We start from the raw sequence: 21,091 nt of genomic DNA, 5'->3' as shown, positions 1-21,091 counted from the left end.
GACCGGGACCTTGATCCACGACTTGGGGTTGCACAGCAGATGACTGCGATTTCTCTCGGCATGCCGTCCGTTCCGACCAGGCTCGCCGAGCGCCGGAAGAGCCGGCAGATCCAGGTCGGAACCGTGGCGGTCGGCGGTGACGCCCCGGTGTCCGTGCAGTCGATGACCACGACCCGCACGTCCGACATCGGCGCCACGCTCCAGCAGATCGCCGAGCTCACCGCCTCCGGCTGCCAGATCGTCCGCGTGGCCTGCCCGACCCAGGACGACGCCGACGCCCTCTCGACCATCGCCCGCAAGTCGCAGATCCCGGTCATCGCCGACATCCACTTCCAGCCCAAGTACGTCTTCGCGGCCATCGAGGCCGGCTGCGCCGCGGTCCGCGTGAACCCCGGCAACATCAAGCAGTTCGACGACCAGGTCAAGGAGATCGCCAGGGCGGCGAAGGACCACGGCACCCCGATCCGCATCGGCGTGAACGCGGGCTCGCTGGACCGGCGCCTGCTCCAGAAGTACGGCAAGGCGACCCCCGAGGCGCTGGCCGAATCCGCCCTGTGGGAGGCGTCCCTCTTCGAGGAGCACGACTTCCGGGACATCAAGATCTCCGTCAAGCACAACGACCCGGTCGTGATGGTCGAGGCGTACCGCCAGCTCGCCGCCCAGTGCGACTACCCCCTCCACCTCGGTGTGACGGAGGCCGGCCCCGCCTTCCAGGGCACGATCAAGTCGGCGGTCGCCTTCGGCGCGCTGCTCTCCCAGGGCATCGGCGACACGATCCGCGTCTCCCTGTCGGCCCCGCCGGTCGAGGAGGTCAAGGTCGGCAACCAGATCCTGGAGTCGCTCAACCTCAAGCAGCGCGGCCTGGAGATCGTCTCCTGCCCGTCCTGCGGCCGCGCCCAGGTCGACGTCTACAAGCTGGCCGAGGAAGTCACCGCCGGCCTGACCGGCATGGAGGTCCCGCTGCGCGTCGCCGTCATGGGGTGCGTCGTCAACGGCCCGGGCGAGGCCCGCGAGGCCGACCTCGGCGTCGCCTCCGGCAACGGCAAGGGCCAGATCTTCGTCAAGGGCGAGGTCATCAAGACCGTCCCCGAGTCCAAGATCGTCGAGACCCTCATCGAGGAGGCCATGAAGCTGGCCGAACAGATGGAGGCCGACGGCGTCGCTTCGGGCGAGCCGTCGGTCGCGGTGGCGGGCTGACGTTCTTTCGAGCGCCGGTCAGCTGCACTCAGCCCGTCCGGCGTTTGAGGACGAGGCCCCTTCAGGGCCGAAGCGGGGGTCTGGGGGCGGCAGCCCCCAGGGACGGCACCACCGGCCGACGGTCACCTACACACGGGCGGCACCACACACAGGGCGACGCTGCTCAGCTTCCGCAGGTACAGTGCGGAGATCAGCAGATCCCAGTGTGAGGCCCCGCCCGTGTTGACCCAGACGACCTCCCGGGTCCTCGAACCGAGCGACCTGGACGCCGCGCTCGCCGTCCTGAACCGTGAGCCGGTCGCGAACGCCTTCGTGACGTCCCGGGTGCAGATCGCCGGACTCGACCCGTGGCGGCTCGGCGGCGAGATGTGGGGCTGGTACGAGGACGGCATGCTCACGTCCCTGTGCTACGCCGGCGCCAACCTGGTCCCGATCTGCGCGGCCCCGCGGGCCGTGCGCGCCTTCGCCGACCGCGCCCGCAGGGCCGGCCGCCGCTGCTCCTCCGTCGTCGGTCCGGCCGAAGCGACCTCCCTGCTCTGGCGGTTGCTGGAACCGAACTGGGGCCCGGCCCGCGAGGTCCGCCCGCACCAGCCGCTCATGGTCACCGACCGCGCGTCCACCACGATCGCCCCGGACCCCTACGTCCGTCGCATCCGCAAGGACGAGATGGACACGATCATGCCGGCGTGCGTGGCGATGTTCACCGAGGAGGTCGGCGTCTCGCCGATGGCGGGGGACGGCGGGCTGCTGTACCAGGCCCGAGTCGCCGAACTCGTCGGCTCCGGCCGCTCCTTCGCCCGCCTCGACGCCGACGGCAAGGTCGTCTTCAAGGCAGAGATCGGCGCCGCGACCGACCGCGCCTGCCAGATCCAGGGCGTGTGGGTGGCCCCCGAGTACCGGGGGAGGGGCCTGGCGGCTCCGGGCATGGCGGCGGTCCTGCGCTACGCGCTCGCGGACGTGGCTCCGGTGGTCAGCTTGTACGTGAACGACTTCAACACGGCGGCGAGAAGGACGTACAGGCGGGTGGGCTTCCAGGAGGTCGGCGAGTTCATGAGTGTCCTGTTCTGACCGGACCGACCTCCGCCGAAACCCCCCCTGTAGGCTCCCCGCATGGACCTCGTCATCGGCCCCTTGAACCTCTCCACCCACGTAGACGAGGCCCTGGCCGTCCAAGCCCTCGCCTTCGGACTCGGCCCCGACGAGGTCGCCGTACGCCGCCAGATCGTGCTGCGCCACATGACCTACCCGGGCGCGCGGGCCTTCGGCGCCACCACCAAAGGCCGCCTCGTCGGCTTCGTGTACGGCATGCCCAACGACCGCACCCACTGGTGGTCCACGGTCGTCGAGCCGTACCTCCGCGCCAGGCACTGCGACGACTGGCTCGACGACTCCTTCGTGATCACCGAGCTGCACGTCCACCCGCACCACCAGAACCGTGGCATCGGCCGCGCGCTGATCACCACGATCACCGACACCGCCGCCGAACCCCGTTCGATCCTCTCCGCGATCGACCAGGACAGCCCGGCCCGCGGCCTCTACCACTCCCTCGGCTACCAGGACCTCGCCCGTCAGGTCCTGTTCCCGAGCGCCCCGAAGCCGTACGCCGTGATGGGCGCCCCCCTGCCGCTGCGCCGCCGCTAACCGATTTCCACCGCCCCGTACCCCCCGGCTAACCTCCTGCCATCACCCCACTCGCAGCAGGAGTACGAGAACCATGGCGAAGCTACCGGTCCAGCGCATGTCCCAGTTGATGGCGAAGACGCTGCGCGACGACCCGGCGGACGCCGAGGTCCTCAGCCACAAGCTGCTCGTGCGCGCCGGCTACGTCCGCCGCACGGCGGCCGGTATCTGGAGCTGGCTGCCGCTGGGCAAGAAGGTCCTCGCCAACGTGGAGCGGATCGTCCGTGAGGAGATGGACGCGATCGGCGCCCAGGAGGTGCTGCTCCCCGCGCTGCTGCCGCGTGAGCCGTACGACGCGACCGGGCGCTGGGACGAGTACGGCCCGGAGCTGTTCCGCCTGAAGGACCGCAAGGGCGGCGACTACCTGCTCGGCCCGACCCACGAGGAGATCTTCACGCTGATCGTGAAGGACCAGGCGTCCTCCTACAAGGACCTGCCGGTCATCCTCTACCAGATCCAGCACAAGTACCGCGACGAGGCCCGCCCCCGCGCCGGCATCCTGCGCGGCCGCGAGTTCCTCATGAAGGACTCGTACTCCTTCGACACCGAGGACGAGGGCCTCGCCCGGTCGTACGCCCTGCACCGCCAGGCCTACCAGCAGGTCTTCGAGCGCCTCGGCCTCGACTACCGCATCTGTGCCGCCACCGCGGGCGCGATGGGCGGCTCGAAGTCGGAGGAGTTCCTGGCCCCGGCCGGCGCCGGCGAGGACACCTTCGCGGACTGCCCGAACTGCGACTTCGCGGCGAACACCGAGGCGATCACGTACGAGCTGAAGGCGGTGGACGGCTCCGGGGTCCCGGCCGCCGAGGAGATCCCCACCCCCGACACCCCGACCATTGAGACCCTGGCCGCCTCCCTCGGCGTCCCGGCCTCCGCCACGCTCAAGAACCTCCTCGTGAAGGTCGACGGCGAGATCGTGGCCGTCGGCGTGCCCGGCGACCGTGAGGTCGACATGGGCAAGGTCGAGGCGCACTTCGCCCCGGCCACCGTCGAGATGGTCACCGAGGCGGACTTCGCGGGCCGCCCGGACCTGGTCCGCGGCTACGTCGGCCCGCAGGGCCTGGGGGAGAAGGTCACGTACATCGCCGACCCGCGCGTGGCCCCCGGCACCGCGTGGATCACGGGCGCCAACAAGGCGCACACGCACGCGAAGAACGTCGTCGCGGGCCGCGACTTCGAGGTCGGCGAGTACGTCGACGTCGTGGTCGTACAGGAGGGCGACCCCTGCCCGAAGTGCGGCACCGGCCTCAAGCTGGACCGCGCCATCGAGATCGGCCACATCTTCCAGCTGGGCCGCAAGTACGCCGACGCCCTCAAGCTCGACGTCCTCGGCCAGAACGGCAAGCCCGTCCGCGTCACCATGGGTTCCTACGGCATCGGTGTCTCCCGCGCGGTCGCCGCCCTCGCCGAGCAGACCGCCGACGACAAGGGCCTGTGCTGGCCCAAGGAGGTCGCCCCGGCCGACGTGCACGTCGTGGCCGCGGGCAAGGCCCTCCAGACCGAACTCGCCCTCGACGTCTCCGACAAGCTGGCCGCGGCCGGCCTCCGCGTCCTGGTGGACGACCGGGCCGGCGTCTCGCCGGGCGTGAAGTTCACGGACTCGGAGCTGATGGGCGTACCGCAGATCCTGGTGGCCGGACGGCGGGCCGCCGAGGGCGTGCTGGAGCTGAAGGACCGCCGGACCGGTGAGCGCGAGGAGCTGACGGTCGAGGAGGCGATCGCCCGACTGACCGCCTGACCTCCTTATAAGCCTGACCGCTTATAAGGAGGCTCTCAGAGAGTTCTGTGGAGGCGTATGGGCGCCTCACAGACTTCTCTCAGATCGTTCCCCGACCGTAGGGCGTGACACAGCGTCACTACGGGAGGGGAACGTCATGGCAGCCAGGGAACGAGGTGCCGCCACCGCGGTCCGCAGAGGGACGCGGCGCACGGCGGCCGCCGCGGCAGCGATCACGCTCGCCGCGGCGGCGGGAGTGTTCGCTCTGGTGGGCACCATGCAGGCGGACGCCGACACGACGGCGAGCGGCAGCACCGGGTCGAGCAGCTCGAGCTCCAGCAGCACGGCCGACACCGACACCGGTACGGATGCATCGGCGCCCTCGTCGAGCGGCTCGTCGTCGGACAACTCGTCGTCCTCCGGCAGTCTCACCGCAGGCAGCGGCTCCGCCGACTCCACCTCGGGGGCGTCGTGATGACCGCCGGCTCCCCGCGCAGCACGGCCGCCACCGAGTGGCGTGCCCTCGGTACGACCGTCCGGCTCGTCGTCACCGACCCGGCCCTCCTCGACTCCTGCAACCTCCTCCTGGCCCGGCACCTCGCCGAGGTCGACGCGGCGTGCAGCCGCTTCCGTACCGACTCCGAACTCGTCGCGCTCGACAGCGCCCAGGGCCGCCCGGTCCGGGTCAGCCCGCTGCTCGCCGAGGCCCTCGCGGTGGCCCTCGCCGCCGCGGAGGCGACGGACGGGGCGGTCGACCCGACGGTCGGCTCGGCGATGGCCGCGATCGGCTACGACCGCGACTTCACCCTCGTCCAGGAGGACGACCGCCCGGTACGGCTGCGCGTGAAACGGGCGCCCGGCCGGCGCCAGGTGCGGCTGGACCGCGCGACACGCACGGTCACCGTCCCGCCCGGCGTCCGCCTCGACCTCGGCGCCACCGCCAAGGCCTGGGCCGCCGACAGAGCCGCGGCCATGCTGGCCCGCGCCGCGGACTGCGGGGTCCTGGTCGGCCTCGGCGGCGACACGGCCGTCGCGGGCGAGCCCCCGGCCGGCGGCTGGCAGATCCGCGTCCAGGACGTCACCGGCCCCGTCGAGGAGACGCCGACGCAGGGCCCGTACGCCACGGTCGGCCTCCACGCCGGCGGCCTCGCCACCTCCGGCACGGCGGCCCGCCGCTGGCACCGGAGCGGCCACGACCTCCACCACATCGTCGACCCGCACACCGGCCTGCCGGTCCGCACCCCCTGGCGCACGGTCTCGGTCGCCGCGGCCAGCTGCGCCGACGCCAACGCGGCGACCACCGCGGCCCTGGTGAAGGGCGCGGGCGCGGAACGGTGGCTGGCCCGGCGCGGACTGCCGGCGAGGCTGGTCGCGCGGAACGGGGCTGTCGTGACGACCCCGGGCTGGCCCGCCCCGGTCGCCGCGGAGACAGCCGCATGACCTCCGAAGCGCTCTGGTACGCCAACCGGGCCACCGGCGCCGTCTGCCTCGTCCTGTTCACCATCGTCGTCCTGCTCGGCATCGCCGTGCGGCTGCGCGGCCGGATCCCGGGCCTGCCCCGGTTCGGCACGGTGCGCCTCCACCGCACCCTGTCCCTCTCCGCGACCGCCTTCCTGACCCTCCACCTCACCACCGCGATCGTCGACGGCTACGTCGACATCACCGTCCTCGACGCCGTCGTGCCCTTCGCCTCCGGCTACCAGCCCCTCTGGCTCGGCCTCGGCACGGTCGCCCTCGACCTGATGCTCGCGGTCGTGATCACCAGCCTCCTGCGGGAACGCATCGGGCATCGCGTCTGGCGGGCCGTGCACTGACTGGCCTACGCCTCCTGGCCTCTCGCCCTGATCCACGGCCTCGGCATCGGCACGGACACCGGCACCGACTGGATGACCTGGCTGACCGTCGCCTGCGTGGCCGCCGTCGTCGCCGCCTTCGGCATCCGCGTCGCGCACTCCGCCCGCGCCGCCCGCCGCACCCCCGCCGCCCTGCTCCGCACGGCCGAAGGAGCCCGACCGTCACCATGACCATGACCTTCCCGGACCTGCACATGTCCCCCCGGCTGCTCGCCCCCGGCGGCGCCCCCGCCGACCTCGCCACCCACGAGCAGCGCTACGGCCCTCTGCCGTACGGCGAGCCCGTCGCCCTCCTGCGTACGGTCGCCGAGTCCGGCCTCACCGGCCGGGGCGGAGCCGCCTTCCCCGTGTACCGCAAGCTGGCCTCGGTCGCCGAGGCGGGCCGCCGCACCGGTCGTGCGCCGGTCGTCGTCGCCAACGGCGCCGAGGGCGAGCCCGCGAGCCGCAAGGACAAGACGCTGCTGTGCCGGTCGCCGCATCTCGTCCTGGACGGGCTGCAGGTGGCGGCCGCGGCGGTCGGCGCGGGGGAGGCCCACCTGGCCGTGGAGGACGGCGCGTCCTGGGGCTACCCGCTCGTCGCCGGCACCCCCGTCCCCGCCAGAACCGTCAAACGCGCCCGCAGGGCGGTGGCCGACTGCCCGGTCCTCGCTCTCAAACTGGCGTCGACGGGGCGGAGTTGGAGGGGGCGGAGTTAGAGCCAGCCCGCGAACTCCAGCAACAGCTCCGCATCCTTCGGCCGCCCCACCCGGAGCGCCCGCACCCCCGACTCGACCGCCCGGAACAGCGTCCAGCCGCGCAGCCGTTCCTGGTCCACGTCCAGCGACTCCGCGAGCCGCTTCACCCGCCGCCGGGTCGTCGCCGCCCCCGAGGGCGAGGCGATCAGGTCCTCCACCCGGTCCCGCACCAGCCGCGCCAGATCGAAGGCGCACTCGCCGACCACCGGGTCCGGCCCCACGGCCAGCCACGGCGCCCGCTCACCGGCGAGCACCTTGCTCTGCCGGAACGTCCCGTGCAGCAGCCGGTCCTCCGGCGGCGCGGCCAGCAGCTCCTCGCGGGCCGCGAGCGCCGCGTCCACCAGCGACGCCACCTCCGCATCGGCCGCGGCACTCGCCCGCATCGCCCCGGCCTGCCGCCCGGTCCGCTCGGCCACCGTCTCGAACACATGCCCACCGGGCGCCTCGACCCACAGCCGCCGCAACGTCCCCGCCGCCTCCAGCAGCGCCTTCGCCTCCGGCAACGACCGCACCGACACATCCGGATGCAACCGCTCCAGAAGCAGCACGCCCTCCGCGGCAAAGGGTTCGAGCAGTTGGACGGCGCCCAGACCGCCCCAGTGCGCGAGCGCGGCCCGCTCACTCTCCGGGCGGGCCCGGGGCGGGGCCAGCTTGAGCACGGCGGGCGTCCCGTCCGGTCGCCGCACCAGCACGACCAGGCTGCTGCGCCCACCGGGCAACTGCACCCGCTCGACGGTCAACTCGCGCAGTTCGACGGCCCGTCGGGCCGCCTCGGGCAGCTTCTCCAACCAGTCGTCACCGTCCGGTGCCGTCTCGCCGAGCGCCCTCACCAGACGCTGCGGCGGTTCGAAAGCCATGCGCGAGTCGTTTCCTTCCTGTACGCGTTACGAGGTCGGCGTCGCCGCCGCCGGGCCCGATGGCGAAGCCGTCGCCGCCCGCTCGGCGAGCCCAGGGAAGGCTACGCTCTCGCCGCGCCAGCGCACCGCCCGCACCGCCGCCTCCCGCAGCGCCTCGGCCGCCGTGCCCCGCCGCCCGCCCTCCGCAGCCCGCACCAGGTCGGAGTACACCCCGGCCACCCGGTCCTCCAGCTCGGCGGCCAGCCGTACCGCCGTGGCCGAGTCCGGCACCGGGAAGGGCAGCGCGTACGCCGCCGCCGCGGCCACCGGCGTGCCGCCCGCGTCCCGCACCTCGCGCGCCAGCGCGTCGCGCCGGGCCCGATGGGCGTCGTACGCCGCCTTCGCCTCCGTACGACGGCCCTCGCGGATCCGGCCGCCGACCACCCCGTAGCCGTACACCGCCGCGTGCTCGGCGGCCAGCGCCGCCTGGAGGGCCTTCAGCTCCTGTTCCTTCGGTTCCTGTTCCTTCACTTCGCACCCTCCGTCAGCAGATACGCGTGCGCCGCCCCGGCCGCGGCGACCGAGGCCAGCAGCCGCGCCGGCTCACCCGGCAGGTCGAGCAGCGCCTTCGCCCGCCGGTCCGCGAGGGACCGCTCGGCGGCGGCGAGTTCGGCGAGGGCGGCCTTCTCGTCGGCCGGGACCGAAGGAGACGGCGCGGCGGAGGCGGGGGGCGGGGAGGCCGCGGAAGGCGACACGGAAGGCGACACGGAGGGCGACGCCTTCCCGAGGCCCCCGAACGCCTCCGCATGCCGTACGGCCTCCGACCGCAGTGGTCCCAGCCGCTGCGCCAGCGCGGGATGTACGGCGATGACGGCGTCGTACCGTGCCACCAGATCCGTGCTCTCACCGGCCGCACGCGCGCGTGCCCGCTCCACGACCGACGGACTGCCGCCCGTCGTACCGCCGTCCGATTCCTCGGACCCGGTGGAGCAGCCCACCAACAGGACGGCCCCGGCGGCCGAGGCGAGCAGGGTTCTTCTGCGCGGCCCCGAGGGGGTGCGCGGCGGTGGAGCGTACGGCACGTCAGACGTCCTCGGGGAGCTCGTAAGAACACGCGGGCGGGCAGGGCGGCCCCCGCCGGTGATCACGGTACCCGCGCACCGGCTCGGCACCACTCAGCGGCACCGCCCCCGGTGCAGGTGGACGGCAACACTCCCCTGGACCGGATACCCTTTGACCAGACACGCGCCCTACCCACAACAGCACACGCGGCCGAGGAGTCACCCGGATGAGCACCACCCAGAGCGAGAGGCTGCGAGAGCTCCTGGAACCGCTCGTCAGCTCACAGGGCCTGGATCTCGAAGAGATCGCGGTGGACTCGGTCGGACGCAAGCGTGTGCTGCGCGTGGTCGTCGACTCCGACACCGGCGCCGACCTCGACCAGATCGCCGATGTGAGCCGCGAGCTCTCGGCGAAGCTCGACGAGACGGACGCGATGGGCCAGGGCGAGTACACCCTCGAGGTCGGAACCCCCGGCGCGGAGCGCCTCCTCAAGGAGCACCGGCACTACGTACGCGCCACGAGCCGGCTGGTGAAGTTCCAGCTGACCGACGGCGACGAGCTGGTCGCCAGGATCCTGAAGGTCGACGACGAGGGTCTCGACCTGGAAGTGCCCGGTGTGAAGGGCCGCAAGGCCACCGCCCGCAGACTCGCCTTCGGGGACATCGACCGGGCTCGCGTCCAGGTCGAGTTCAACCGCAAGGACAAGGACGACATGAAGGAAGAGGAGGAGGCGTAGCCATGGACATCGACATGAGTGCCCTGCGGGGCTTGGTGCGGGAGAAGGAGATCTCCTTCGAGCTGCTGGTCGAGGCGATCGAGTCGGCCCTCCTCATCGCCTACCACCGCACCGACGGAAGCCGCCGCCACGCGCGCGTGGAGCTCAACCGGGAGAGTGGCCACGTGACGGTGTGGGCGAAGGAGGACCCCGAGGACCTCGAGGAGGGCCAGGAGCCCCGCGAGTTCGACGACACCCCGTCCGGCTTCGGCCGTATCGCCGCGACCACCGCCAAGCAGGTCATCCTGCAGCGGCTGCGCGACGCCGAGGACGACGCGACGCTCGGCGAGTACGCGGGCCGGGAGGGCGACATCGTCACCGGCGTGGTCCAGCAGGGCCGCGACCCGAAGAACGTGCTCGTGGACATCGGCAAGCTGGAGGCCATCCTGCCGGTGCAGGAGCAGGTCCCGGGGGAGACGTATCAGCACGGGATGCGCCTTCGGTCGTACGTCGTCCGGGTGGCGAAGGGGGTCCGCGGTCCGTCCGTGACCCTGTCCCGCACACATCCCAATCTGGTGAAGAAACTCTTCGCGCTCGAGGTGCCGGAGATCGCCGACGGGTCCGTCGAGATCTCCGCCATCGCCCGCGAGGCCGGCCACCGCACGAAGATCGCCGTTCGGTCCACCCGTTCGGGTCTGAACGCCAAGGGTGCCTGCATCGGCCCCATGGGCGGCCGGGTGCGCAATGTCATGGGCGAGCTGAATGGTGAGAAGATCGACATCGTCGACTGGTCGGACGACCCGGCCGAGATGGTGGCGAACGCGCTCTCCCCGGCCCGCGTCTCCAAGGTGGAGGTCGTGGACATGGCGGCCCGCTCCGCGCGTGTGACGGTGCCCGACTACCAGCTGTCCCTGGCGATCGGCAAGGAAGGGCAGAACGCCCGCCTCGCGGCCCGTCTGACCGGCTGGCGGATCGACATCCGTCCGGACACCGAGCAGCCCGGGGAATAGATCCAAGCCGCAGGTGGCTGAGATCACGACAGTTTCATGCGCGGCAACTGTTCGATTCTTGCCCCGAAGGGGTGAGGTCGGTGCGGGGAGGTAGACTTAAGAGTGTCTGGCCGGACGCGAGCCCGCGCATGCCCTGAACGCACCTGTGTGGGGTGCCGGGAGCGAGCGGCCAAGAAGGACTTGCTGCGGATCGTGGCCATCGAGGGTGAATGCGTCCCCGATGATCGCGGTACGCTGCCCGGCCGGGGTGCGTATGTGCACCCCGCCCTGGTCTGTTTCGACCTGGCGGTACGCCGTCGGGCTATCCCACGGGCGCTGCGCGCCCCGGGACCGCTCGACACCAAGGCGTTGCGTCTCTACGTCGAGCAGGCAACACCGTAAGAAGCGTCGTACGGAACCCCCGTGCGGCCCTGGTACCCCGCGAGTTGGAAGTAGGTCGAGATTGCGATGAGCACTCGATGAGCACGCGATGAGTACGCCCATGAAGTAGCGACGGTCCGGACACATCCCGGACCTAAAAGGAGCGAAGTGGCTAAGGTCCGGGTATACGAACTCGCCAAGGAGTTCGGGGTTGAGAGCAAGGTCGTCATGGCCAAGCTCCAAGAACTCGGTGAATTTGTCCGTTCGGCTTCCTCGACGATCGAGGCGCCCGTCGTACGCAAGCTGACAGACGCCCTCCAGCAGGGCAACGGAGGCGGCAAGCCCGCCTCCGCACGCAAGGCTGCTCCGGCCAGGCCGGCAGCCCCCTCTCCCGCGCAGGCCGCCCGTCCGGCAGCCCCGCGCCCGCCGGCTCCCAAGCCGGCCGCCGCCGAGCAGCCCGCGGCTCCCGCCGCGCCGGCCGCTCCCGGCTCCCGTCCCACTCCGGGCCCGAAGCCCGCGCCGCGGCCCGCCCCGGCGTCTCCGGCTCCGACCACGCCCGAGTTCACGGCACCGCCGGCGGCTCCCGCCGCACCGGCTGCCTCCTCGGGCACCAGCGCCCCCTCCGGCTCTGGCACCGGCACCGGCTCCGGCCCCCGTCCGGGCGCCCCGCGTCCGGCCGGCCAGGCCCCGCGTCCGGGCTCCCGTCCGGCCGGTCCCGGCCAGGGCGGCCAGGGTCGCGGTGACCGTCCCGACCGTGGTGACCGTCCCGCCGCTCCGCGTCAGGGCGGCCAGTCGGCCCGTCCCGGTGCTCGTCCGGCCGGTCCCCGTCCGGGCAACAACCCGTTCACCTCTGGTGGCTCCACCGGCATGGCGCGCCCGCAGGCGCCCCGTCCGGGCGGCGCGCCTCGACCGGCCGGGGGCCACGGCGGCCCTGGTGGCCCCGGTGGCGCTCCCGGCGGCGCCCCGCGTCCGCAGGGCCAGGGTCAGGGCGGTCCCCGTCCCCAGGGCGCTTCGGGCGGTCCCCGTCCGCAGTCTCCGGGCGGCGCGCGTCCCAGCCCGGGCGGTATGCCCCGTCCGCAGGGCGGCGGTCCGCGTCCCGGCGGCGGTCCTGGTGGTAACCGTCCGAACCCCGGCATGATGCCGCAGCGTCCTGCTGCCGGCCCGCGTCCCGGCGGCGGTGGCCCTGGTGGCCGCGGTCCCGGTGGCGGTGGCGGCGGTCGTCCCGGTGGCGCCGGCGGCGGTCGTCCGGGTGGCGGCGGCTTCGCCGGTCGTCCGGCCGGTCCCGGTGGCGGTGGCGGCGGTTTCGCCGGTCGTCCCGGTGGTCCCGGTGGCGGTGGCGGCGGTTTCGCCGGTCGTCCCGGTGGTCCCGGCGGTGGCGGCGGCGGTCGTCCCGGCTTCGGTGGTCGTCCCGGTGGTCCGGGCGGTCGTGGTGGCACGCAGGGCGCCTTCGGTCGTCCCGGTGGTCCCGCGCGTCGCGGTCGCAAGTCGAAGCGGCAGAGGCGCCAGGAGTACGAGGCCATGCAGGCCCCGTCGGTCGGCGGCGTGATGCTGCCTCGCGGCAACGGACAGTCCGTCCGCCTGTCGCGCGGTGCCTCCCTCACCGACTTCGCCGAGAAGATCGGCGCCAACCCGGCGTCACTCGTCGGCGTGATGATGAACCTCGGTGAGATGGTCACTGCCACGCAGTCCGTCTCCGACGAGACGCTGAAGCTCCTCGCGGACGAGATGAACTTCGTCCTCGAGATCGTCAGCCCCGAGGAGGAGGACCGCGAGCTGCTCGAGTCCTTCGACATCGAGTTCGGCGAGGACGAGGGTGGCGAGGAGTTCCTCGTCGCGCGTCCGCCGGTCGTGACCGTCATGGGTCACGTCGACCACGGCAAGACCCGCCTCCTCGACACCATCCGCAAGACGAACGTCGTCGCGGGCGAGGCCGGCGGTATCACGCAGCACATCGGTGCGTACCAGGTCACGACTCAGGTCAACGACGAAGAGCGCAAGATCACCTTCATCGACACCCCGGGTCACGAGGCGTTCACCGCCATGCGTGCCCGTGGTGCCAAGTCGACCGACATCGCGATCCTCGTGGTGGCGGCCAACGACGGTGTGATGCCCCAGACGATCGAGGCGCTGAACCACGCCAAGGCGGCCGACGTGCCGATCGTGGTCGCGGTCAACAAGATCGACGTCGAGGGTGCCGACCCGACCAAGGTGCGCGGTCAGCTGACCGAATACGGCCTCGTGGCCGAGGAGTACGGCGGCGACACCATGTTCGTCGACATCTCCGCCAAGCAGGGCCTCAACATCGAGGCTCTTCTGGAGGCCGTGGTCCTCACCGCGGACGCCTCGCTCGACCTGCGGGCCAACCCGGAGCAGGACGCGCAGGGTATTGCGATCGAGTCCCGTCTCGACCGCGGCCGCGGTGCCGTCGCGACCGTCCTGGTCCAGCGAGGCACCCTGCGGGTCGGCGACACCATGGTGGTCGGCGACGCGTACGGCCGTGTCCGCGCGATGCTCGACGACACGGGCGAGAACCTGGAAGAGGCGGGTCCGTCGACTCCGGTCCTCGTCCTCGGTCTCACCAACGTCCCGGGTGCCGGCGACAACTTCCTCGTCGTCGACGAGGACCGTACGGCCCGCCAGATCGCCGAGAAGCGCGCCGCTCGTGAGCGGAACGCCAACTTCGCCCGCCGGGGTGTCCGGTTCTCCCTGGAGAACCTGGACGAGGCCCTCAAGGCCGGTCTGGTGCAGGAACTCAACCTCATCATCAAGGGCGACGCGTCCGGTTCGGTGGAGGCTCTCGAGTCCTCGCTGCTCCAGCTCGACGTCGGCGAAGAGGTCGACATCCGCGTCCTGCACCGTGGTGTCGGTGCGGTCACGGAGTCGGACATCGACCTGGCGATGGGCTCGGACGCCATCGTGATCGGCTTCAACGTGCGCGCCGCAGGGCGTGCCGCGCAGATGGCCGAACGCGAAGGCGTGGACGTCCGTTACTACTCGGTCATCTACCAGGCGATCGAGGAGATCGAGGCGGCCCTGAAGGGCATGCTGAAGCCGGAGTACGAAGAGGTCGAGCTCGGTACGGCGGAGATCCGCGAGGTCTTCAAGTCGTCCAAGCTGGGCAACATCGCCGGTGTCCTGGTCCGGTCGGGCGAGGTCAAGCGCAACACCAAGGCGCGCCTCATCCGCGACGGCAAGGTGGTCGCGGAAAGCCTCACCATCTCCGGTCTGCGTCGCTTCAAGGACGACGTCACCGAGATCCGCGAAGGCTTCGAGGGTGGTATCAACCTCGGAAACTTCAACGACATCAAGGTCGACGACGTCATCGCGACGTACGAGATGCGCGAGAAGCCGCGGGCGTAACAGCCGACGGTTCCTTCGCCGGCCGGCGGGACTTGCGTCCCGTCGGCCGGCTTCGGCCATGTCCAGCCCCTCCGGCGTTCGAGGAGCGGGGTGGGCAGGGCCGGCTGGGGCGAGAGCGGGGTGGGCCGGGGCGGCGGGGGCGAAACAATCCCGTCGAGCGGCCCGCCCGTTCGTTGTACCGTTCCTGATGTCCCTGCCCACTGGATGGCGGGGCCATCGATCCCGTGCCGGCGGGTGAACCGGCTACACACATGTATGTGGGGACGCTGTCCTTCGACCTCCTCCTCGGCGACGTACATTCGCTGAAGGAGAAGCGCTCCGTCGTCCGCCCGATCGTCGCCGAGCTGCAGCGGAAGTACGCGGTGAGCGCGGCCGAGGTGGACCATATGGACCTTCACCGCAGGGCCGTCATCGGCCTCGCGCTGGTGTCTGGCGACGCGGGGCACGTGACCGACGTACTGGACCGGTGCGAGCGCCTGGTCGCCGGGCGCCCCGAGGTGGAACTGCTGTCGGTGAGACGGCGCTTCCACGGCGACGACGACTAGATTTTCTGAACGTGGAACAGGAAGAACGGGAGACGACCAGTGGCCGACAACGCGCGGGCCAAGAGGCTGGCGGACCTCATCCGAGAGGTGGTGGCCCAGAAGCTGCAGCGTGGGATCAAGGACCCGCGGCTCGGCTCGAAGGTCACCATCACGGACACCCGGGTCACGGGTGACCTGCGGGAGGCGACCGTCTTCTACACGGTGTACGGGGACGACGAGGAGCGGGCGGAAGCGGCCGCCGGACTGGAGAGCGCCAAGGGCGTGCTCCGTTCCGCGGTCGGCCAGGCCGCGGGCGTGAAGTTCACGCCGACGCTGACCTTCGTGGCCGACGCCCTGCCGGACACCGCCAAGACCATCGAGGACCTGCTCGACAAGGCACGGGCCTCGGACGCGAAGGTGCGCGAGGTCTCGGCCGGCGCGGCCTTCGCCGGTGAGCCGGACCCGTACAAGAAGCCGGGCGAGGACGAGGACGACGCCGCCGAATGACCCAGCAGAACCGGACGCCCGACGGCCTTGTCATCGTCGACAAGCCGTCGGGCTTCACTTCGCACGATGTCGTCGCCAAGATGCGCGGCATCGCCCGGACCCGCCGTGTCGGCCACGCCGGCACCCTCGATCCGATGGCGACGGGAGTCCTCGTCCTCGGCGTGGAGAAGGCGACCAAGCTCCTCGGGCACCTCGCGCTCACCGAGAAGGAGTACCTGGGGACCATCCGCCTCGGGCAGACGACCCTGACCGACGACGCCGAGGGCGAGATCACGGGGTCGGTCGACGCCTCGAAGGTCACCCGCGACGCCGTCGAAGCCGGGATCGCCAAGCTGAGCGGCGACATCATGCAGGTGCCGTCCAAGGTAAGCGCCATCAAGATCAAGGGCGTGCGGTCCTACAAGCGGGCGCGGGAGGGCGAGGAGTTCGAGATCCCCGCCCGGCCCGTCACCGTCTCGTCCTTCGCGGTGTACGACGTCCGGGACGCCGTCGCCGAGGACGGCACCCCGGTCCTGGACCTGGTGGTGTCGGTGGTCTGCTCGTCCGGCACGTATATCCGGGCGCTGGCCCGCGACCTGGGCGCCGACCTGGGCGTCGGCGGCCACCTCACGGCGCTGCGCCGGACGCGCGTCGGACCGTACAAGCTGGACTCGGCCCGCACCCTCGACCAGCTCCAGCAGGAGCTGACGGTGATGCCGATCGCCGAGGCCGCCTCGGCCGCGTTCCCGCGCTGGGACGTGGACGAGAAGCGGGCCCGGCTGCTCACCAACGGGGTACGGCTCGACATGCCCGGCGCCTACACCGGCGCCGGCGCCGTGGCCGTCTACGACCCCGAGGGCCGCTTCCTCGCGCTCGTCGAGGAGCACAAGGGCAAGGCGAAGAGCCTCGCCATCTTCGGCTGAGCCCGACGACTGGCACATGGCGCTGCATCCGCCCGTGGAGCGGCGATCACGGGGTCGTCACTGCCGCCGCTCCACGGTCCCCCTCGGTTCCCCCACCCCTAGGGTGTATCCAGGCGCCCTCGTCCATTCACCCGACCGGGCAGGCGCTCGGAGTGAAGTGGGGGAGCGGAAGGGGGCGCGTTCGTCGCGCGATCTGTCCGGCTGATCATCTCGCGCCTACCGTCGAATCAGGCACGTGCGTGCGTACGGCAGACAGGCGCGTGTGTACGGCGGGGAGGTTCGACCATGGCGGGACGGGGCCCGCGGACCGGGGACGCCCGCGGCACGGAACGCTCGCGGCATGCGGGCGGCGGCCGACAGGGCAGGGGTGCCGGGGAGCCGGAGGACGGCCCCGCCCGGGACGACTCATTCATCTCACTCATCCGCATCCACGACCTCGCCGGCCGCCCCTGCGGCACCGGCTTCCTGGCCGACCACCACGGCACGGTCGTCACCAGCCACGAGACCGTCGACGGCTTGCTCCGGCTGGTCCTGTACGGCGCCGGGGACCGCAGCTGCGTCGTGACCGCCGACGCGGTGACCCCTCTTCCCGACCTGGACCTGGCCCTCGTCCGCACCGAAGGCAGCCTCGGCGTGGACCCGCTGCCCGTCACCGTGCGGGACCGGATCGCGACGGGTACGTACGTGAGGGTCCCAGCCGGCTGCTGGCGCGAGGCCCGGGTCCTGGGTGCGACTCCCGTGACGTACACCGCGACGGACCGCTTCCATCTCCTGGGCGACGCCCTCGAGCTGGCGATCGGCACGGCCGGCCGCGACGCCCTGCGACTGGGCGGCGGGGCCGCCGGGGGACCGGTCCTCGACGCCGCGACCGGCGCCGTGGTCGGCGTCCTCGGCACGGCGCTGCGGAGCGGCCACCGGGATGTGGGTTTCGCGGTACCACTCCGCCCGGCACCGAGCGGCCCTCTCGCGGACCTGCTTGCCGTGAACGCGGCGACGGTCCCTGCGTACGGCGCCGACCTCAACCTGGCCGGGGTGCTGGAGCTCACGGCGACCTCGGTGGGGCAGGACGGGCCGGTGGGGGTGTTGGCGGGGTATATGGGGCGGCCTGGTGACAGGGGGGTGGGCGAGGGCCTCGGTGGGATGACCGCGGGTTCTGGTTGGTCGAGTCCGGGCCCGGGTGGGGTGGGGGTGAGCGCGGGCGGGGCGGGGACGTGCGCAGGTGGGGCGGGCGAAGGCTCCGGGAGGCTGCGTGCTGGTGCCGGTGGGTCGCAGGCGGGGGCGGCTTGGCCTGAAGAGGGCTGGGGTGGGGCGGGTTCCGGCGTGGGCGGGGCTGGTGCGGGAGCGGGCGAGCCGGGGACGGGGGCGCGAGAGCCGGGTTCGGGCAGGAGTGGCGCGGCGGCGGGTCAGTCGGGTGTGTTCGGGGCTGGTGCGGGAGCGGGCCAGCCGGGTGTGGCGGTCGGCGGGGCCGGCGCTTGGGCGCGCGCACATGGTGTGGGTGGGGCTGGTGCGGCGGCGGGTCAGCCGGGTGTGGCGGCTGGCGGGGCCGGCGCTTGGGCGCGCGCACATGGTGTGGGTGGGGCTGGTGCGGCGGCGGGTCAGCCGGGTGTGGCGGTCGGCGGGGCCGGCGCTTGGGCGCGCGAACCTGGTGTGGTCGGGGCTGGTGCGGGTGAGTGCGGTGTGGGTGCCGGTGGAGCGGGGGTGCCTGCGCCGGTTGAACGGGGTGCCGTGGTGGGGGAGTTCGCCGCGTTCGTCGCGGGGGAAGCCGCCGTCCTCGGGCTTGTCGGGGCGCCCGGCAGCGGCCGTACGACCGAGCTCGCGGCTCTTGCCGCGCGGCGTCATCGCGGCGCGGAACCCGCACCCACGTTGTGGCTGCGTGGTGCCGATCTGAGGGACGACGACGGCTCGGTGGCGGACGCGGCGCGGCGGGCGCTGGCTCGGGCGGTGCGGATCGTCGCGGCGTCCGACCGGCCGGCGGGTGTCCGCGCCCAAGCGACCGAGGACGGCACCGGCAGCGCCGAGCGAGGCCGTGGCGGGGGAGAAGAGGGCGCCGCACGTGCCGAGCGAGGCCGGGGGCGGGAGCGCTCGCACGCCCTCGCGCCCGACGACCTCGGGGACACCAGCCCCGAACGCCTCGCCCGCCTCGCCCGCACGGCCGGCCGCCCCCTCCTGCTCCTCCTGGACGGCCCCGAGGAGATGCCGCCCGTTCTGGCCCACCGCCTCGCCGAGTGGACCGACGGGACGGCGACGTGGCTGCGGGAGACGGGGGCGCGGCTGATGGTGGCATGTCGGGGGGAGTACTGGGAGGAGGCAGGGGCGGGGTTCCCCGAGGAGATGCTGCATCGACCGGCCTTGGCCGCCGATGCCGGTCCGCATTTTCCAGAGGGCGAAACTCCCCCACGGCTCCCCCCGTGCGTCCACCTCGGCGACCTGCGCGAGGACGAGGCCCGCCAAGCCCGCGCGTGGTACCGCATCCCCGAGAGCGTCCTCCAGGACCCCGACGCCCGTCACCCCCTCACCCTCCGCCTCCTCTCGGAGATCCGCGCCGCCCACCCCGACGCCCCCGACACCCCCCTGGACCGCCACGACGTCTTCTCGGCCCATCTCGACCTGATGTGCCTGCGCATCGCGGTCCGCCTGGCCGCGGAGAGCGGCCTCCGCGGCACCGCCGTACGCCGCCTCGCCGCCAAGGTCTCCGGCCAGGTCCACGAGGCCGCCCGCCGCAGCCTGGGCCCCGGGCAGGGCGAGCTGGACCGGAAGTCGTTCGAGGCGGTGTTCCCGTGGGGGCAGGCGCCCGCGCGGCTCGGCGGCGGCACCGGCTGGGCCTCCGCCGTACTCACCGAAGGCCTCCTCGTCCCCGCCGCCGGCGGTTACCGCTTCGCCCACGAGGAGCTCGCCGACTGGATCCAGGGCATGCACCTCGACCTGGACGAGGCGCTGCGCGCCCTGGTCCACCGCCGCCGCACCCACCCGCACGGCGAGCACCCCCTCCCCGTGCCGCACCACCGCATCGGCCCCGTCGTCCAGGCCCTGCTGCTCCTGGCCCGCCAGCACGGCACTCGCGAACTCGCCGCCCGTCTGGAGGAGTTGGTGCACGCCCTGGAGGACGACCCGCACTCCTGGTGGGCCGCCCGCCTCCCCGCCGAGGTCCTCCTCCGCGTGCCCGACGCGACGCCGTACACCCCCCTCCTCCGCCATCTCACCGACCGGCTGGTGGCCTGGCGGCAGCAGGCACGCCCCGTGCCCACCGCGTTCGGGCCGGACTTCTGGACGTCCCTGCCGCTCCCGCCCGACACCCGCTTCGACCTGCTGCGCCGGCTCGTCCTCGCCGACGGCCCGCCGCACGAGACCGACGGCCCGCGGTTCCTGGACGCCGCGGCCCGGCTACTCACCGCCGACCCCACCGCCGTACAACCGCACCTGACCCGCTGGTTCGACGACGAGCGACCGTTGCCCGCCGCCCCGCACGCGACCGTGGCGAAGGCCGCGCAGGCGCTGCTGCACACCCACCGGCACCGGGCCCTGGACGACCTGACGGAGGTCCTCGTCGACAGCGCCCACGCCAGGGCCGACGAGCTGCTCGCCGTACTGGCCGAGGACGAGCCGTCGGCCGTGTGCCGGGCCGTGGACCGGTGGGCGCACGACGAGCGGCCCGCGCGGCGGGTCGCCGCTGTGGCGTACGGACTGCGCGCCGCCCCGCACGTACGCACCGAGGCCGACCGCGAACTGCTGCGCTACGCCGCCCTCGCCCTGCTCGCCCGCCCCGCCGACTGCACCCTGCACGGCGGCGCGCTCGCCCTGCTCGTCCGGGATCCGCACACCCGGGACCGCCATCTCCCGCAGGCCCTCGGGCACTTCGCGGCCGGCGATCCGCAACTGCCGCCCGACGCCCTGGTACCCGCCCTGGCGACCCACCCGGACCAGGTCCTGGACGCCTTCCGGGCCCGCCTGCGCCGCCCGGACGCCGGGGCGGCGCTGCGCACGCTCGCCGACGTCACCACGCCCGCCCTGGCCCGCCGGGTCGCGGCCCTCGTACGGGAGGCGGTGGAGCGGCGCCCGGAGACGGCCGCGGACGTGGCGGCGTACGTGGACCGGCGGCTGGAGCACGGCCCCACCGCCCGGACAGTTCTGCTCCCCCTGGTCGGCGGCCTGCTGGACGGCGGCACCGAGCAGGTGCGGGCGGCCCTCGCGGCCGTACTCGCCGCCCCCGGGACACCCGCCTCCCGCCCCCTGCGCCAGGAGCTCCTCGAACTCCTCCTGGGCCGCGAACAGGACCCGTCCGTCCTGATGGCCGTACTGCACGCGGCAGCCTCACTGGGCGAAGACGACTCCCTCGTCGCCCGCGGCCTGGTCCACCGCACCGGCCTCCTCCTCGTCCGCACCCCGGAAGGGGCGACCCGCTTCGACCGCGGCCTCGTCGACCTCGGGCGGCACGTGCCCGGCTTCGCCGCGCTGGTGGCAGGCTGGCTTGCGGAGACCCCTCAGGAATGGGCGGCCGTGGTGGGACCGAGTGCCCGCCGGATGATCGAGAACCTGGCGGGCGTACGGGTACCCGCCTGACGGGTCGCACGTGCGCCGGGTCACAGCCCCCATGCCGATGCAGGCCCCGGCACCCCGGCATGGCACCCTTAGACCTG

20 protein-coding genes are annotated in these 21,091 nt (G+C 72.9%); 17 read left to right on the top strand and 3 right to left on the bottom strand.

Annotated elements, in window-relative coordinates; genetic code table 11:
• The first annotated feature begins 39 nt into the window (after positions 1-39).
• The 9 genes from ispG (at position 40) to AC5P09_RS04890 (ending at position 7,142) form a co-directional block, all read left to right on the top strand.
• Positions 40-1,197, top strand: a complete 1,158-nt coding sequence (gene ispG / locus AC5P09_RS04930; protein ID WP_493872620.1) for a flavodoxin-dependent (E)-4-hydroxy-3-methylbut-2-enyl-diphosphate synthase — start codon at positions 40-42, stop codon at positions 1,195-1,197.
• A 219-nt stretch (positions 1,198-1,416) separates the two neighbouring features.
• Positions 1,417-2,265 carry a GNAT family N-acetyltransferase gene (locus AC5P09_RS04925; RefSeq protein ID WP_493872619.1) on the top strand — a complete coding sequence of 283 codons (849 nt, stop codon included), beginning with the start codon at positions 1,417-1,419 and terminating at the stop codon, positions 2,263-2,265.
• A 42-nt stretch (positions 2,266-2,307) separates the two neighbouring features.
• A complete protein-coding gene (locus AC5P09_RS04920) occupies positions 2,308-2,838 on the top strand; it encodes a GNAT family N-acetyltransferase (RefSeq protein WP_266433124.1) in 531 nt (176 codons plus the stop codon).
• A 73-nt stretch (positions 2,839-2,911) separates the two neighbouring features.
• The gene (locus AC5P09_RS04915) at positions 2,912-4,615 is read left to right on the top strand and encodes a proline--tRNA ligase (protein WP_493872618.1); all 1,704 of its coding nucleotides are present in this window, start codon (positions 2,912-2,914) and stop codon (positions 4,613-4,615) included.
• A 136-nt stretch (positions 4,616-4,751) separates the two neighbouring features.
• Complete coding sequence (locus AC5P09_RS04910; RefSeq protein ID WP_493872617.1) at positions 4,752-5,069, top strand: hypothetical protein; 318 nt, start codon at positions 4,752-4,754, stop codon at positions 5,067-5,069.
• Positions 5,069-6,034, top strand: coding sequence for an FAD:protein FMN transferase (locus AC5P09_RS04905; RefSeq protein WP_493872616.1), 966 nt, complete (start codon positions 5,069-5,071; stop codon positions 6,032-6,034). The genes AC5P09_RS04910 and AC5P09_RS04905 overlap by 1 nt, the downstream gene beginning before the upstream one ends.
• Positions 6,031-6,408 carry a ferric reductase-like transmembrane domain-containing protein gene (locus tag AC5P09_RS04900; RefSeq protein ID WP_493872615.1) on the top strand — a complete coding sequence of 126 codons (378 nt, stop codon included), beginning with the start codon at positions 6,031-6,033 and terminating at the stop codon, positions 6,406-6,408. The genes AC5P09_RS04905 and AC5P09_RS04900 overlap by 4 nt, the downstream gene beginning before the upstream one ends.
• A gap of 72 nt (positions 6,409-6,480) precedes the next feature.
• Complete coding sequence (locus tag AC5P09_RS04895) at positions 6,481-6,618, top strand: hypothetical protein (RefSeq protein ID WP_493872614.1); 138 nt, start codon at positions 6,481-6,483, stop codon at positions 6,616-6,618.
• Positions 6,615-7,142, top strand: coding sequence for a hypothetical protein (locus AC5P09_RS04890; RefSeq protein ID WP_493872613.1), 528 nt, complete (start codon positions 6,615-6,617; stop codon positions 7,140-7,142). The genes AC5P09_RS04895 and AC5P09_RS04890 overlap by 4 nt, the downstream gene beginning before the upstream one ends.
• On the opposite strand, the gene AC5P09_RS04885 is transcribed toward AC5P09_RS04890, so the two are convergent.
• The 3 genes from AC5P09_RS04885 to AC5P09_RS04875 are packed head-to-tail and all read right to left on the bottom strand — an operon-like array spanning position 7,139 to position 9,099.
• Positions 7,139-8,038 carry an aminoglycoside phosphotransferase family protein gene (locus AC5P09_RS04885; protein WP_266433120.1) on the bottom strand — a complete coding sequence of 300 codons (900 nt, stop codon included), beginning with the start codon at positions 8,036-8,038 and terminating at the stop codon, positions 7,139-7,141. The two genes, AC5P09_RS04890 and AC5P09_RS04885, sit on opposite strands and share 4 nt — an antisense overlap.
• A 27-nt stretch (positions 8,039-8,065) precedes the next feature.
• Positions 8,066-8,548 (bottom strand): ferritin-like domain-containing protein, encoded by a 483-nt coding sequence (locus AC5P09_RS04880; protein ID WP_493872612.1) that lies wholly within the window; start codon positions 8,546-8,548, stop codon positions 8,066-8,068.
• The gene (locus tag AC5P09_RS04875; protein ID WP_493872611.1) at positions 8,545-9,099 is read right to left on the bottom strand and encodes a hypothetical protein; all 555 of its coding nucleotides are present in this window, start codon (positions 9,097-9,099) and stop codon (positions 8,545-8,547) included. Before AC5P09_RS04875 ends, AC5P09_RS04880 begins: the two co-directional genes overlap by 4 nt.
• A 206-nt stretch (positions 9,100-9,305) precedes the next feature.
• On the opposite strand from AC5P09_RS04875, the gene rimP reads away from it, so the two are divergent.
• The 8 genes from rimP to AC5P09_RS04835 all read left to right on the top strand — a co-directional run bounded on the left by rimP (position 9,306) and on the right by AC5P09_RS04835 (position 21,014).
• A complete protein-coding gene (gene rimP / locus AC5P09_RS04870; protein WP_266433114.1) occupies positions 9,306-9,815 on the top strand; it encodes a ribosome maturation factor RimP in 510 nt (169 codons plus the stop codon).
• Between the two features lie 2 nt (positions 9,816-9,817).
• A complete protein-coding gene (gene nusA, locus AC5P09_RS04865) occupies positions 9,818-10,804 on the top strand; it encodes a transcription termination factor NusA (protein WP_266433112.1) in 987 nt (328 codons plus the stop codon).
• A 102-nt stretch (positions 10,805-10,906) separates the two neighbouring features.
• Positions 10,907-11,185, top strand: a complete 279-nt coding sequence (locus AC5P09_RS04860) for a YlxR family protein (protein ID WP_266433110.1) — start codon at positions 10,907-10,909, stop codon at positions 11,183-11,185.
• Between the two features lie 147 nt (positions 11,186-11,332).
• Positions 11,333-14,524, top strand: a complete 3,192-nt coding sequence (infB, locus tag AC5P09_RS04855) for a translation initiation factor IF-2 (RefSeq protein WP_493872610.1) — start codon at positions 11,333-11,335, stop codon at positions 14,522-14,524.
• Between the two features lie 251 nt (positions 14,525-14,775).
• The gene (locus AC5P09_RS04850) at positions 14,776-15,069 is read left to right on the top strand and encodes a DUF503 domain-containing protein (RefSeq protein WP_493872609.1); all 294 of its coding nucleotides are present in this window, start codon (positions 14,776-14,778) and stop codon (positions 15,067-15,069) included.
• 39 nt (positions 15,070-15,108) lie between these two features.
• A complete protein-coding gene (rbfA, locus tag AC5P09_RS04845; protein ID WP_266433104.1) occupies positions 15,109-15,555 on the top strand; it encodes a 30S ribosome-binding factor RbfA in 447 nt (148 codons plus the stop codon).
• Complete coding sequence (gene truB, locus AC5P09_RS04840) at positions 15,552-16,457, top strand: tRNA pseudouridine(55) synthase TruB (RefSeq protein WP_493872608.1); 906 nt, start codon at positions 15,552-15,554, stop codon at positions 16,455-16,457. Before rbfA ends, truB begins: the two co-directional genes overlap by 4 nt.
• Before the next feature lie 285 nt (positions 16,458-16,742).
• Complete coding sequence (locus AC5P09_RS04835; protein WP_493872607.1) at positions 16,743-21,014, top strand: hypothetical protein; 4,272 nt, start codon at positions 16,743-16,745, stop codon at positions 21,012-21,014.
• The last annotated feature ends 77 nt before the right edge of the window (positions 21,015-21,091 follow it).

The sequence above is a fragment of the Streptomyces sp. a15 genome (assembly GCF_059026085.1).
This window is presented reverse-complemented; position numbering and strand designations above follow the sequence as displayed.

Excerpts from the sequence above, each read along its gene's own strand:
- ispG (WP_493872620.1), top strand. The coding sequence starts at position 40 with ATGACTGCGATTTCTCTCGGCATGCCGTCCGTTCCGACCAGGCTCGCC.
- AC5P09_RS04920 (WP_266433124.1), top strand. The coding sequence starts at position 2,308 with ATGGACCTCGTCATCGGCCCCTTGAACCTCTCCACCCACGTAGACGAG.
- AC5P09_RS04915 (WP_493872618.1), top strand. The coding sequence starts at position 2,912 with ATGGCGAAGCTACCGGTCCAGCGCATGTCCCAGTTGATGGCGAAGACG.
- AC5P09_RS04910 (WP_493872617.1), top strand. The coding sequence starts at position 4,752 with ATGGCAGCCAGGGAACGAGGTGCCGCCACCGCGGTCCGCAGAGGGACG.
- AC5P09_RS04905 (WP_493872616.1), top strand. The coding sequence starts at position 5,069 with ATGACCGCCGGCTCCCCGCGCAGCACGGCCGCCACCGAGTGGCGTGCC.
- AC5P09_RS04900 (WP_493872615.1), top strand. The coding sequence starts at position 6,031 with ATGACCTCCGAAGCGCTCTGGTACGCCAACCGGGCCACCGGCGCCGTC.
- AC5P09_RS04895 (WP_493872614.1), top strand. The coding sequence starts at position 6,481 with ATGACCTGGCTGACCGTCGCCTGCGTGGCCGCCGTCGTCGCCGCCTTC.
- AC5P09_RS04890 (WP_493872613.1), top strand. The coding sequence starts at position 6,615 with ATGACCATGACCTTCCCGGACCTGCACATGTCCCCCCGGCTGCTCGCC.
- AC5P09_RS04885 (WP_266433120.1), bottom strand. The coding sequence starts at position 8,038 with ATGGCTTTCGAACCGCCGCAGCGTCTGGTGAGGGCGCTCGGCGAGACG.
- rimP (WP_266433114.1), top strand. The coding sequence starts at position 9,306 with ATGAGCACCACCCAGAGCGAGAGGCTGCGAGAGCTCCTGGAACCGCTC.
- nusA (WP_266433112.1), top strand. The coding sequence starts at position 9,818 with ATGGACATCGACATGAGTGCCCTGCGGGGCTTGGTGCGGGAGAAGGAG.
- AC5P09_RS04850 (WP_493872609.1), top strand. The coding sequence starts at position 14,776 with ATGTATGTGGGGACGCTGTCCTTCGACCTCCTCCTCGGCGACGTACAT.
- truB (WP_493872608.1), top strand. The coding sequence starts at position 15,552 with ATGACCCAGCAGAACCGGACGCCCGACGGCCTTGTCATCGTCGACAAG.
- AC5P09_RS04835 (WP_493872607.1), top strand. The coding sequence starts at position 16,743 with ATGGCGGGACGGGGCCCGCGGACCGGGGACGCCCGCGGCACGGAACGC.